The sequence below is a fragment of the Thalassospira indica genome (assembly GCF_003403095.1).
Lineage (GTDB): Bacteria > Pseudomonadota > Alphaproteobacteria > Rhodospirillales > Thalassospiraceae > Thalassospira > Thalassospira indica.
The window spans coordinates 675,716-689,451 of the sequence record NZ_CP031555.1 but is presented as its reverse complement, the minus strand read 5'-3'; the positions used below and the strand labels follow the sequence as shown (position 1 = coordinate 689,451).

At 56.4% G+C, this 13,736-nt stretch carries 14 protein-coding genes; 1 reads left to right on the top strand and 13 read right to left on the bottom strand.

The features are described from left to right. Positions 1–168: 168 nt before the first annotated feature. The 13 genes from ureG to DY252_RS03200 form a co-directional block, all read right to left on the bottom strand. On the bottom strand, positions 169–789 hold the full coding sequence (gene ureG, locus DY252_RS03260; RefSeq protein WP_008888415.1) for an urease accessory protein UreG: 621 nt from the start codon (positions 787–789) through the stop codon (positions 169–171). After that, a complete protein-coding gene (locus tag DY252_RS03255) occupies positions 786–1,532 on the bottom strand; it encodes an urease accessory protein UreF (RefSeq protein WP_425451904.1) in 747 nt (248 codons plus the stop codon). The genes ureG and DY252_RS03255 overlap by 4 nt, the downstream gene beginning before the upstream one ends. Further along, positions 1,483–2,028: an urease accessory protein UreE gene (locus tag DY252_RS22645; protein WP_064787631.1), complete on the bottom strand. Its 546-nt coding sequence runs from the start codon at positions 2,026–2,028 to the stop codon at positions 1,483–1,485. Before DY252_RS22645 ends, DY252_RS03255 begins: the two co-directional genes overlap by 50 nt. 18 nt (positions 2,029–2,046) lie before the next feature. After that, on the bottom strand, positions 2,047–3,759 hold the full coding sequence (gene ureC / locus DY252_RS03245; RefSeq protein ID WP_008888418.1) for an urease subunit alpha: 1,713 nt from the start codon (positions 3,757–3,759) through the stop codon (positions 2,047–2,049). Positions 3,760–3,776: 17 nt separating this feature from the next. Beyond that, the gene (locus tag DY252_RS03240) at positions 3,777–4,082 is read right to left on the bottom strand and encodes an urease subunit beta (RefSeq protein ID WP_008888419.1); all 306 of its coding nucleotides are present in this window, start codon (positions 4,080–4,082) and stop codon (positions 3,777–3,779) included. Positions 4,083–4,099: 17 nt separating this feature from the next. Further along, positions 4,100–4,402, bottom strand: coding sequence for an urease subunit gamma (locus tag DY252_RS03235; RefSeq protein WP_064787633.1), 303 nt, complete (start codon positions 4,400–4,402; stop codon positions 4,100–4,102). A 26-nt stretch (positions 4,403–4,428) separates the two neighbouring features. After that, positions 4,429–5,361, bottom strand: coding sequence for an urease accessory protein UreD (locus DY252_RS03230; RefSeq protein ID WP_064787635.1), 933 nt, complete (start codon positions 5,359–5,361; stop codon positions 4,429–4,431). Between the two features lie 161 nt (positions 5,362–5,522). Then, entirely contained in the window at positions 5,523–6,218 is a 696-nt protein-coding gene (gene urtE / locus DY252_RS03225) for an urea ABC transporter ATP-binding subunit UrtE (RefSeq protein ID WP_008888422.1), read from the bottom strand. 12 nt (positions 6,219–6,230) lie between these two features. Next, positions 6,231–7,031, bottom strand: coding sequence for an urea ABC transporter ATP-binding protein UrtD (gene urtD, locus DY252_RS03220; RefSeq protein ID WP_064787637.1), 801 nt, complete (start codon positions 7,029–7,031; stop codon positions 6,231–6,233). After that, a complete protein-coding gene (gene urtC, locus DY252_RS03215; RefSeq protein ID WP_064787639.1) occupies positions 7,028–8,203 on the bottom strand; it encodes an urea ABC transporter permease subunit UrtC in 1,176 nt (391 codons plus the stop codon). The genes urtD and urtC overlap by 4 nt, the downstream gene beginning before the upstream one ends. Before the next feature lie 3 nt (positions 8,204–8,206). Continuing rightward, the gene (gene urtB / locus DY252_RS03210) at positions 8,207–9,910 is read right to left on the bottom strand and encodes an urea ABC transporter permease subunit UrtB (protein ID WP_231959628.1); all 1,704 of its coding nucleotides are present in this window, start codon (positions 9,908–9,910) and stop codon (positions 8,207–8,209) included. Between the two features lie 126 nt (positions 9,911–10,036). Continuing rightward, positions 10,037–11,311: an urea ABC transporter substrate-binding protein gene (gene urtA / locus DY252_RS03205; protein ID WP_008888426.1), complete on the bottom strand. Its 1,275-nt coding sequence runs from the start codon at positions 11,309–11,311 to the stop codon at positions 10,037–10,039. Between the two features lie 363 nt (positions 11,312–11,674). Then, positions 11,675–12,628 (bottom strand): LysR family transcriptional regulator, encoded by a 954-nt coding sequence (locus DY252_RS03200; protein ID WP_064787641.1) that lies wholly within the window; start codon positions 12,626–12,628, stop codon positions 11,675–11,677. 100 nt (positions 12,629–12,728) lie between these two features. Between DY252_RS03200 and DY252_RS03195 the strand changes: the two genes are divergently transcribed. Beyond that, positions 12,729–13,712 (top strand): MBL fold metallo-hydrolase, encoded by a 984-nt coding sequence (locus DY252_RS03195; RefSeq protein WP_064787643.1) that lies wholly within the window; start codon positions 12,729–12,731, stop codon positions 13,710–13,712. Positions 13,713–13,736 lie beyond the last annotated feature (24 nt).

Here is a 13,736-nt window from a genome sequence, read left to right as displayed (position 1 = left end):
CAGAAGATTTTCTATTATGCAACTAAAAAGTTGCGTATTTGATTTAAACCCAACAAACACAAACGCCCGGCTGTTGCCAGCCGGGCGGTGCGTGCTCCCGTCATCCTTGGGTCAAGGCCGCATTAATGTAACCGGCCCTGCCCGTGCAGCTATCCTTATATCCCCATATCAGGATGCTGCGGATTGGCGGAGCCCCCCTGTCTCGATGATGAAGTTTTTGACATCTTCAAGGCCGTCCATCGCCTTGAGATTGGTGAACAGGAACGGACGGTCCCCGCGCATTTTCTTGGCATCGCGATCCATCACGCCCAGATCGGCCCCCACCAGCGGCGCCAGATCGGTTTTGTTGATCACGAGCAGATCAGAACGGGTGATGCCCGGGCCACCCTTACGCGGGATTTTGTCGCCTGCCGAAACGTCGATGACGTAAATTGTGATGTCGGCCAGCTCCGGCGAGAAGGTGGCAGACAGGTTGTCGCCGCCCGATTCAATAAAGATCGCCTCAAGACCGGCATGCTTGGCGGCCATATCTTCGACAGCCGCCAGATTGATCGAGGCATCTTCGCGAATGGCCGTATGCGGGCAGCCACCGGTTTCTACACCGGCAATGCGGTCAGCCGCCAGCGCGCCCGAACGGGTCATGAATTCGGCATCTTCGCGGGTGTAGATATCGTTTGTGATGGCAGCGATGTTGAACTCATCGCGCATCGCCTTGCACAGGCGTTCCAGAAGGGCGGTCTTGCCCGAACCAACCGGGCCACCAATTCCGATACGAAGGGGAGAGCTCATGATCTAAATAGCCTCGTATATTGGGTTTCGTGTTTCATCGACGTCCAGTCGACCATCGGTGCCGCGGCACCAAGATCGGAAAGTTCAGCCTGCATGGCGTGATCAACGGCAACCGATACTGCACCATCCAGCGACGACAGTGATCTGACACCATCGGTCTGGCCGAGCGGCACCAGACGCACCGCACTGGACACAAGGTTTGCCGCCATCGCATGCAAATACGCCGTCAGCGCATCAGGCAGCGGCACATCAAACTGAGCCGCCGCAATGCCCACCGCCACCGGATAGGATGGCAAACGATCATCTTCGCGCATGGCATCGGCCCAACGAGTGATCATCCCATCACCCCAGACCTTTTGCATGGTCGAGACAAAGGCACGTCCCTGCGCGGTTGCCTCCAACGCCATCTCGGACGTGCCACGCCAACAATCGGCCTCAACCCCGATGTCAAACAGGGCCGCTTCATCACCGGCACGCGCCGCCCGCCATGCGGCACAAAACAGCACCGCATCAATCCGCCCGGCGCCGAATTCCAGAACCCCTTCAACCCAGTTGATCAGGCTATCAGCCGATGTCACCCGGCCGTCTTCGACGGCATATTCAACGCCATGCGAATAGGTATAGGCACCAACCGGGAATGACGGACTTAGCCACGTCATCAACCGCATCAGGCCGGCCGGGTTAAGGGTCAGGTCATCCGTGGTCATGGGAATGCCCGTGGTGATGGCTGTGCTTGTGATCATGTTCATGATCCTCATGGTCGAAATGATCGTTGCCATGGCTGTGACCATGTGCGCCGCCAAGCCCGTGATAGGCCCCGTTCAGCGGATCAAACGGTGCGATTTCGTTTTCCACCACACCGCCAAGGCCCGTAATCATGTCGCGCATTACATGGTCATCAATGATGCGCAGACGCCCGTCACTCAGAACCTGAACCGGGGTGTGCCGGTTGCCGATATGCCAGGCCAGTTTGGCGGTCGCAATCGGACCGGCCGCCGTGATGGTCAGAACCGGCTCCTCGGCTGCGCGGACGACAATCACCCCGCCATCAGCAAGGCGCAAGCGATCCCTATCCGCCAGACGCACCGCATGCGGCAAATCAAGCAAGAACGGCTCCCCCGCATCATCATGCAGACGAATGCGGCGGCGATGCCGATCGGAAAAGGCCAGGGTCACCGTGCCGCGCACTTCGGACGTGTCGGCACGATCAACCGGGATATGTTCAATGGCGTGACGCATGGTGTTCTCAGCCACCGATCAGAACAGGAAGTAACGCTGCGCCATCGGCACAACGTCAACCGGCTGACAGGTCAGAAGTTCACCATCCGCCGTCACCTGATAGGTTTCCGGATCAACTTCCATCACCGGCAACGCATCATTCAGCTTCATGTCCTTCTTGCCGATATTACGCGTGTTCGACACCGCCAGAAGTTCCTTCGACAAGCCGAACTCGGCGGCAATACCCGCATCAATGCCGGCCTGCGAGACAAACGAGAAGCTCGACTTCGCAAGCGCATTGCCATAGGCGCCAAACATCGGGCGGTAATGGACCGGCTGCGGCGTCGGGATCGATGCGTTCGGATCGCCCATGGCGGCGGCGGCAATCATGCCCGCTTTGATGACCATGTCGGGCTTGGTGCCAAAGAACATCGGCTTCCAAACCACAAGGTCGGCAATCTTGCCAACTTCGATGGATCCGACATGCGCGCCAATCCCCTGCGCAATCGCCGGGTTGATGGTGTATTTCGCAACGTAGCGCTTGGCACGGAAGTTATCGTTGCCCTTGCCTGAATCCTCGGGCAACGCACCGCGCTGCTTTTTCATCTTGTCTGCTGTCTGCCAGGTGCGGGTGATGACTTCACCGACACGGCCCATCGCCTGACTGTCTGACGAGATGATCGAAAATGCGCCAAGATCATGCAGGATATCTTCGGCCGCGATTGTTTCACGGCGGATACGGCTTTCGGCAAAGGCGACGTCTTCGGGGATTTTCGGATCAAGGTGATGGCAGACCATCAGCATATCCAGATGCTCGTCAATCGTATTGACCGTAAACGGACGGGTCGGATTGGTCGAGCTTGGCAGTACGTTGGCTTCGCCGCACAGCTTGATGATGTCTGGCGCATGTCCACCACCGGCACCTTCGGTATGGAAGGTGTGAATGGTCCGGCCCTTGAACGATGCACGGGTGTGCTCGACAAAGCCGCTTTCATTCAATGTATCGGTATGGATCATGACCTGCACATCAAGGTCATCGGCAACTGACAGGCAGGTATCAATCGCAGCCGGGGTGGTGCCCCAGTCTTCATGAAGCTTCAGGCCACAAGCACCTGCCTTGACCTGCTCAATCAGCGATCCGGGCAGGGTCGCATTGCCCTTGCCAAAGAAACCGATATTCATCGGAATGCCGTCGGCCGCCTGCAGCATCCGGGCTATGTGCCACGGACCCGGCGTACAGGTGGTGGCATTCGTACCCGCCGCCGGGCCGGTACCACCGCCCAGCATGCTGGTCACGCCGGAATAAAGCGCATCTTCAACCTGTTGCGGGCAGATCCAGTGAATATGGGCATCAATCCCGCCAGCGGTGATGATGTTACCTTCACCGGCAATAATCTCGGTGCCCGGACCAATGATGATATCAACACCGGGCTGCACATCCGGGTTCCCGGCCTTGCCGATCCCGGCAATGCGGCCATCGCGAATACCGATGTCGGCCTTGATAATACCAGTGTAATCAAGGATCAGCGCATTGGTGATCACGGTATCAACCGCACCATCAGCGCGCGTTGCCTGTGACTGGCCCATGCCATCACGGATCACCTTGCCGCCGCCAAATTTGACTTCCTCGCCAAGGGTGGTGAAGTCTTTTTCGACCTCGATGATCAGGTCGGTATCGGCCAGTCGCACCTTGTCCCCGACGGTCGGACCAAACATGGCCGCATAGGACGGACGATCAATTTCGTAAGCCATTTATTCCATCCCCCCGCTTAAAGCTTGCCGTTGATTTTGGCGTTAAAGCCATAGACCGTGCCGGTACCGGCATATTTCACCAGATTGACTTCGCGCGACTGGCCCGGCTCGAAACGAACAGCGGTTCCAGCCGGGATATCAAGGCGAAAGCCACGTGCGGCTTCACGATCAAAATCAAGGCCCGGATTGGTTTCATAGAAATGATAGTGCGACCCCACCTGCACCGGACGGTCCCCGGTATTGGCAACGGTGATGGTTTTGGTTTCACGCCCCTCGTTCAGGATGAGGCTGCCTTCCTTGGTAATGATTTCACCTGGAATCATAACGCGCTCCTCTTTCCTTAACGGATCGGTTCGTGAACGGTCACAAGCTTCGTCCCGTCCGGGAAGGTGGCTTCGACCTGAATTTCGTGGATCATTTCGGCAATGCCATCCATCACCTGATCGCGCGTGATCACGGTCGCCCCGTCGCGCATCAGATCGGCAACAGAACGACCATCACGCGCACCTTCAACGACATAGTCGGTGATGATCGCGATCGCTTCGGGGTAATTAAGCTTCACCCCCCGTGCAAGGCGATTGCGCGCCACCATGGCGGCGACCGAGACCAGCAGTTTGTCCTTCTCGCGTGGCGTCAGATTCATGCCTGCCTACTCCTTGGCTTCATTTATTAAATCTCCCACAAACGCGGCAAGCGTGCGGGAAGCCCCCTTGTTTGATGACGGAATGTCTTCCACCACGCGCCATACACCCGGCGCAATTTCATCGGATCGCGCGCCATGAAACGGGCAATCACAATTCCCTTCATCGCGGTCGCGGCACACAACACATCGCGCGCCTCAAGCCCGTCAGATGCCTGCGCCAAACAGTCACGCGCCGCTTCAAGGTTTTGTTCCGCGCCCTGCCCGACCAGAATGGCGGTCGCGTTGGCGCGTGCACCGTCAAAGGCCGCCGCGTGATCAAGCATGCGCAACACATCACCTTCGAGATGCAGCGCATCACGCCAGATCGGCCGACCATCAATCGACACATCCCATGCATCGCGCGCAAGCCCAGTCGTAAAAACCTCACCGCGTGCAAGGCGGCCAAACACCATCATCTCGCCGGCCATGACCATGCCGCTGCCAGATGCACGCACGGTGGTTTTGCGTTTCAGCCGGGCCTGATCAAACAGGATGCTTTCATGGGGCAACCATTCAAGCCAGCCACCATCGGCGACATCCAGATCAACCGACATTTCGCAATCCGGTCCGACCGACCGGTAAATCTTTTCTGCCGCCTGGGCGGTAAACAGCGCGGATGCGCCCGCCTCGACCTTGCCGGCAAAGGCAAGCTTATCACCGCCAACCATGCCGCCCGATGTCGTGACCAGAACAGCCGTCGCCAGATCCCCCGCAACCGGGCGCGGGAACAGGATTTTCATCGGGTCACGGTAATAAAGATGATCAAGGGCTGCATGCCCGCCCTGATGTGCCGCACCCGTGCCCTGACGAAACGTCACCTCGGCCCGGCCATCGGTGATGATGCGGGCGGGCGTTACTGGCGTTTCCATCTCCGCATTCGGATCTGCGGATGTTGTCGGATCAAGTTTGCGAAGCTGCACAAAGTCACCTGATTAATGCGCCCCACTTATGGAGCCTTAATACCAAGGGTCCTCACAGCAAGATGCGGGCCAACCGCCAACACCCTGTCGATACAGGGAGTTCGGCGGTATTTGGCCCGATTGACAGCATCAAGTTTGCGCAAAATTTTGGCAAATGCCGATCAAACAGTCAGATAGGCACGGACTTTTTCACGATCGAGCGTTTCCTTCGCACCCGACAAAACGACCTCGCCACGTTCCAGCACGACAATCTCGTCGGCCAGTTCATGGGCGAATTCAAAGTACTGCTCCACCAGCAAGATCGCCATATCACCGCGATCCGCCAGCTGTTTGATGACACGCTGAATGTCCTTGATGATCGATGGCTGAATGCCCTCGGTCGGCTCATCAAGCACCAGCAACCGTGGTCGGGTGACAAGTGCGCGCCCAATGGCCAACTGCTGTTGCTGCCCGCCCGAAAGATCCCCACCGCGACGGCCCAGCATGTCGCGCAGCACCGGGAACAGTTCGAAAATCTCATCCGGGATATGGCGCAGGGCACGCGGCAATGCGGCAAAGCCAGTCTCAAGATTTTCCTTCACCGTCAAAAGCGGGAAAATCTCGCGCCCTTGCGGGACAATCGCGATCCCATTGGCCGAGCGACGATATGACGGATCGCGCGAGATATCCTTGCCTTCCCATTTGATGTTGCCTTCCGTTATCGGGTGCTGGCCAACCACGGCCCGCATCAACGACGTTTTGCCAACCCCGTTACGGCCCAAAACCGCGGTTACCTTGCCGGTTTCAGCACTCAGCGACACCTTGCGCAACGCATGGGACGCGCCATAGAACAGATCAATATTGCTGACATCAAGCATGACAGTTTTTCCCTAGCGTCCCAGATAGACTTCAATGACCCGCGGGTCTTTCTGCACATGATCAAGGCGGCCTTCGGCCAGAACCGATCCTTCGTGCAGGACAGTCACCTTGCAATCAAGATCGCGGACGAATTCCATGTCATGTTCAACCACCACGACCGAGTATTCCTTGGAAATCGACCGTAAAAGTTTCGCCGTTTCCTCGGTTTCGGAATCGGTCATCCCGGCAACCGGTTCATCGACCAGAAGAAGTTCGGGTTCCTGCATCAAAAGCATGCCGATTTCCAGCCACTGCTTCTGCCCGTGCGAAAGATTGGCGGCCATCTCATCACGCTTGTCTTCAAGCATGATGGTGACCAGCGTCTTTTCGATCTTGATCTTTTCCGCATCAGAAAGACGATGGAACAGCGCCTGAAACACCCCGCGCCCGCCCGAACACGCCAAAAGCAGGTTGTCGAAAACCGTATGGCTTTCAAACACTGTCGGCTTCTGGAACTTGCGTCCAATGCCGAGATTGGCAATCTCGGCCTCGTCCAGCTTGGTCAGATCGATCTCGCTTTTAAAAAGCACATCACCGGTATCAGGCCAGGTTTTGCCGGTGATGATATCCATCATCGTCGTCTTGCCCGCCCCGTTCGGGCCGATGATGGCGCGAAGTTCGCCCGGCTCGACATAAAATGACAGGTTGTTGAGTGCGCGGAACCCGTCAAAGGTTACCGACACGCCATCGACATAAAGGATGGTTTCCGACCGCGCGGATTTGACCTGCTCCTCGTCCGAGGCATTCTTTTGAATGGCGGCTGCTTCGCTCATGCCTTGCCTCCCTCATTTGCGCGTCGTTTACGCCAGGTCGTGAACAATGATTGCCGATCTGCCGATCCGAATGCTGGCACCGCCCCGATCACACCTTTCGGCAGGAACAGGGTCACCGCAATGAACAACCCGCCCAGGAAGAACAGCCAGAAATCCGGCATCGCCCCGGTAAAGAAGGTCTTGGCATAGTTGACGATAAACGCGCCAAGCACCGCCCCATAAAGCGTGCCACGCCCGCCAACTGCGACCCAGATAACGATTTCAATCGAAAGGGCCGGGGCAAATTCGCCGGGGTTGATGATGCCGACTTGCGGCACATAAAGTGCGCCAGCGATGCCGGCCATGACGGCCGAAACGGTAAAGACAAACAGCTTGTAATATTCAACCCGGTAGCCGGTGAAACGCACTCGGCTTTCGGCATCGCGAATGGCAATCAGCACCTTGCCCAGACGTGACTGGGTAATGCCGCGCGCCACCGTATAGCAAATGCCAAGAAACACACAGGACGCGACAAACAAGCCAGCCCGTGTGCCATCCGATTGCAACGAATAGCCCAGAAGATCCTTGAAATCGGTCAGGCCGTTATTGCCACCAAAGCCCATATCGTTGCGGAAGAAGGCCAGCAACAACGCATAGGTCATGGCCTGCGTGATGATCGAAAGATACACACCCGTCACACGCGACCGAAAGGCAAGGAAGCCAAACACAAAGGCCAGAAGCCCCGGCACAAACATCGCCATGACGATGGCGAACCAGAACATGTCAAAGCCATACCAGTACCATGGCAATTCCTGCCAGTTCAGGAAGACCATGAAGTCCGGCAGGATCGGATCACCATAAACACCGCGATCGCCGATCTGGCGCATCAGATACATGCCCATGGCATACCCACCGAGCGCAAAGAACGCCCCGTGGCCAAGTGACAAAATCCCGCAGAACCCCCAGATCAGGTCGACACTAAGCGCCAGCAGCGCATAGCAAAGATACTTGCCCAGCAGGCTGACCATCCAGGTCGGCACATGGAAGGCGGAGCTTTCGGGCAACAAAAGGTTGCTTGCCGGCACCAGAATGGCGGCCGCAATCAGGATACCCAAAAGGATCATCCCGCCGCGGTCTTTCAACAGCCAGCCAATAACCGGTGTCATTTGATACTTTTGACGATAATCGGTCATGGATCAGGCCTCCACCGCGCGACCTTTAAGGGCAAACAGCCCCTTGGGTCGTTTCTGGATAAACAGGATCAGCGCAATCAGGACAAAGATCTTGGCGAGAACCGCACCTGCCATCGGCTCAAGGAACTTGTTCACAATGCCGAGGCTAAACGCGCCCAGTACTGTGCCCCAAAGATTCCCGACCCCGCCAAACACGACAACCATGAAGCTGTCGATAATGTAAGTCTGACCAAGGTTCGGGCTGACGTTTGAAATCTGGCTGAGCGCGACACCGGCGATGCCTGCAATCCCCGACCCCAAACCAAAGGTCAGCGCATCAACATAACCGGTGCGAATACCCACCGATCCGGCCATGCGCCGGTTCTGTGTAACGGCGCGCATCTGCAAACCAAACGCGGTGTAACGCAGCACCGCTGCAATACCCGCAACCACGATGATGCTAAACAAAATGATCCACAACCGGTTATAGGTCAGCACCAGACCGGTCGAAAATTCAATCGCGCCACTCATGAAATCAGGTGCGGTGACCTGCTGGTTGGTCGCCCCGAAAATCGTTCGGATCGCCTGCTGCAAGACAAGGCTGACCCCCCATGTCGCAAGAAGGGTTTCAAGCGGCCGACCATAGAGGAAACGGATCACGGATCGTTCGATCACAACCCCGACGGCGCCTGCGACCAAAAAGGCGGCTGGCACTGAAATCACCAATGACCATGCCGACCCGGATGGCAGGATGGATCCCAGCGCCTGCTGCACCATAAAGGTGGTATAGGCACCGATCATGATCATTTCACCATGCGCCATATTGATCACGCCCATCACACCAAAGGTGATGGCAAGACCAACCGCCGCCAGCAACAGAACCGACCCCAGACTGATCCCGCGATAGACATCCCCAATCGTCTGCCAGGTCGACAGGCGTCCCTCGACCGAGGCAAGCGCATCCTCTGCGGCGGCAACCACTTCGGGCTCGTAACCTTCTGCCTCCGCACTGGCGACAAATTGCGACAGCACCGCGCGAATTTGCGGCGTGGTTTCGCTGGCCAGAACATCAATCGCGCTTAGGCGTTCTTCGGTGGTTTCACCGGCTGCCAGCGCCATGGTGGCCTGCGCCAGTTCCATCCGTGCCAGAAGCGTTTCATCCTCTTCGCGGTCAATCGCGCGCAGAAGCAATGGCAACATCGCCGGGTCACGGGCATCCATGATCTGCTCGACCGCAGCGCTTCGGATATTGAGATCCGGGCTAAACAGGTTCAGCGTCGCCAACGCATCGCGCAGCGCGCCCCGCAGGCGGTTGTTGATCTTGATCTTGGAGAGTTCCTTGGATGAACTTTCACCGACTTCTTCGCCGCTGACGATGTCGATATGGGTAAAGACCTTGCCCTTTTTGGTGGCGATGACTACATGCTCGTCGCTGTCGCGAACATAAAGGTCACCGTCAAGCATGGCCTTCAGGATCGGGGCGACACGCGGATCACCGTCCGCTGCCATTTCCTCGATCACCGCGACCTTTTTGGTCGCACTTTTATCATTTAACTGTTCGGCGATGTTTCGCAGTTCTTCGTCGCTAAATGCCTGTGCGCTATTGGGTGTTGCGATCACAAGCAGGGCCAGACACGCGATCATGACACCCAGTCGAAGGGCGACGTCACGCGTTTTGACCAATGAGAACGGAGAACGGCGCAGCACTGAAAACATGTCATTGCGCATGATCACCAAACCTTTGAATTCAATATGGAAAATTGGATAAAGAAGACGCGGACAGCCGGCAGGTGCTGATTGCGTTGAAAATGAACAGGCCGGTCGCGTTGCCACGACCGGCCCATCCGAAACCAATTAGTACATCGGTTTTTCACAGTTGCCGCAGACCCACGGATAGGTCCAGTCGGCGGTCAGCTTTGCGCTTTCCGGAAGGAAGTCCGACCATGCATCGCCAACGACGGTGCCTTCGGTTTCCCAAACGATGTCAAACTGGCCATCATCCTGAACTTCGCCGATCAGAACCGGCTTGGACAGGTGGTGGTTGGTGTTCATTACAGCGGTACCGCCGGTCAGGTTTGCAACTTCCTGGCCATACATTGCCTGACGAACTGCATCGACATCGGTGGTGCCAGCCTGCTCGACAGCCTGTTTCCACATGTTAAAGCCGATATAGGTTGCTTCCATCGGGTCGTTGGTTACGCGCGACTCATCACCGATGAAGGCGTGCCATTTTTCGATGAAGGCCGTGTTGGCATCGGACTCAACAGACTGGAAGTAGTTCCAGGCAGCAAGGTGACCAACCAGCGGCGCTGTATCGATACCAGCCAGTTCTTCTTCACCAACCGAGAAGGCAACAACCGGAATGTCTTCGGCTTTGATGCCCTGGTTTGCCAGTTCCTTGTAGAACGGAACGTTCGCGTCACCGTTAATGGTCGAAACCACGGCGGTTTTCTTGCCAGCAGATGCGAATGCTTTCACGTCAGCAACGATCGACTGCCAGTCAGAATGGCCAAACGGGGTGTAGTTCTCCATGATGTCTTCATCGGAGATACCCTTGCCGTTCAGGTAAGAACGCAGGATCTTGTTGGTGGTACGCGGATAAACATAGTCAGTACCCAGAAGAACGATACGCTCGGCAGAGCCGCCATCTTCGCTCATCAGGTAATCAACAGCCGGAATGGCCTGCTGGTTCGGAGCTGCACCGGTGTAGAACACGTTGCGCGAGCTTTCCTCACCTTCGTACTGAACCGGATAGAACAGCATGCTGTTCAGTTCTTCGAAGACCGGCAGAACCGATTTACGCGAAACCGACGTCCAGCAACCGAAGACAACAGCAACCTGTTCCTGTTCGATCAGTTCGCGGGCTTTTTCAGCAAACAGCGGCCAGTCAGAAGCCGGGTCAACGACAACGGCTTCGACTTGTTTGCCAAGCAGACCACCATTCTTGTTCAGGTCATCGACCAGCATCAGAACAGTGTCCTTCAGCGTGGTTTCGGAAATCGCCATCGTCCCGGAAAGAGAGTGCAGCACACCAACTTTGATGGTTTCTGCTGCTTGTGCGGCTGACATTGCCATTGCAGACACTGCCATGGCCCCGGCGCCAATGAGCGCCTGAAGCTTCTTATTCATTTATAGCCTCCACTGAGTTTTTATTGCACCGCCGTTGCACTTGCTAAAACCGTGCCAGACTCAGAGGCCATATCGAATAAAATCGCGAATCGAGGGATTCTCACGCAATAAGAAACCATTTTACAGCTATTTCGGGGACAATATTTGCGTAAGCCGTGTTTTGAATGACTATTTTTCAATCATTGATTACATTTTGATTAATTTTTGATCATGTTGACGCCGCGGCCTTCACAGCCTATCTGGAGCGCGGAAGTTTCGTCTGCGCTGAGCTTATTGCACCACAATCTGCCCCGTGTCGGCCAGCTTCCCGCCCCGTCGGGAGACCGGCGGGGCGTTTTGATTTCTGGCTGTATTTGTCCGGGATTACTCGGCCGCCTGCAATGCGCGGTCCGGCGCGATCGCGTTAATTGCTGCGCGGATTTGATCACGCAACCAGATCAGACCAACATCCTTGTCGGTCCACACAGCCCAGTTCATCCTCACCGGCGGAAACGCCACATCAATCGGCATCGGGCAATAAGACAACCCGAATAACGGTGCATACTGGTTGGCAATACGACACGGCACAGTGGCAATCACGGCACTGTTTCGGGCCGCTGCCAGAAGCGGCATGAAATCAGGTGCCGCCAGAACAACATCAAGTTCAATCCCCATCCCCTGAAGCGCGACACCAACACACCCGGCGACATTCTCGGTCTGGGACAGAACCGCATGCCGCGATGCCAGATATTGCGCACGTGACATCGGCAGCGGCAAATCCAGAATATCGGGATTAAAACAACAGGCGACTTCCGAGTTGAACAGAACCTCGCCGAAATGGCCTGTGTCGAGTTGGCTTTTGCAGCCAATCGCCAGATCAATCTCGCCGCCATTGATCATTCCATCAACCGTTTCAGATGTGATGGTGCGGCTCAAAATCTTGATACCCGGTGCCTGCTGCTGCAAATGCTGCATCAAAACCGGCAGCAAAATCATGTCCATTTCGCCGGTCACGCCCAAGCGAAAAACACGTTGGGCGGTTTGCGGATCAAAAGAATCCGTCGCATGAAGGGCATTCTGCGCCTGCGAAAGGGCGGTGCGCACTGGCCCGGCCAGCGCACGGGCTTTTGCTGTCGGCTGCATTTTCTGACCGACACGCACAAACAGATCATCAGCCAGCAACATGCGCAAGGTATTGAGATTGTGGCTCATGGCCGACTGCCCGATACGCAGTTTCTCGGCCGCCTTGGTCACGCTCATTTCCTGCATCATGGCGTCAAACGCAATCATCAGGTTGAGGTCAAATGACCGTAAATTGAAATGATCAATATTATCCATGACTGGTATCGATTTGATTACTGACTGATCGCACTATAGCCTTTCCCCATCAGCTTACAACCCGCCGGTTCCGACCGGCATGATTTGAGGGAAAAGAAAAATGCTATCACGTCGTGATTTGCTCAAAAGCACGCTTGCCGCCGGCGCCGTTGGCGCGATCGGCAGCACCGTCTTTGTGCCACTGGCCGCAAAGGCAAAGGCACCGCTGGTTGGCACACAGGCACCGGGCTATTACCGTGTCATGGTCGGCGACGTCGAAGTCACCGCCCTTTCTGATGGTGCGGCCCAGTTCCCGATCGCTGACCTTTATGTCAACACCACGCCCGAACAGGCCCGCCTGGCCCTTGCCAATGCGTTTCAGGGCACCCCAACCTATCTTTCGGTCAATGCCTATTTGCTGAATTTCGGGGATCGTCTTGTATTGCTCGATGCGGGCACCAGCGATCTGATGGGCCCGGCACTCGGCAAACTTCCGGCCAATATGATTGCATCGGGCTATCACCCTGATCAGGTAGATGATGTCGTGATTACCCACATTCATCCCGACCATACCGGTGGCCTGACACTGGCCGGCAACAAGGTCTTTGCCAATGCCACCGTCCATGTTCCCGAGCCGGATGCCGCGTTCTGGCTCAGTGCCGAAAACAAGGCGGCCGCGCCTGAAGACGCCCACGCGTTCTTCGATCAGGCGGTTGCCGCCCTGACCCCCTATATCGATAGCGGCAAGCTTGTGAAATATGCTCCCGATGCCCCGGCCATCGAAGGCATGGTCAACACCACTTTCCGCCCCGGACACACGCCCGGCCACAGCGCGCTTTGGATCGAAAGCAAGGGCGAGAAGTTTGTTTATTGGGGCGACATTACCCATGGCGATGTCGTGCAGTTTGACGATCCGAATATCGCCATCGCCTTTGACGGCGACACCGACATGGCAATCAAATCACGCGAAGCGGCCTTTGCCGAAGCAGTACAGGAAAAATACCTGGTTGCAGGCTGCCATGTCGCCTTCCCGGGATTTGGTCATGTGCGCGAAAATGCCACCATGTATGACTGGGTACCGATGAACTATCGCGCTGACGTTTAGGTTGGAATTGATCCCCATCCCCGC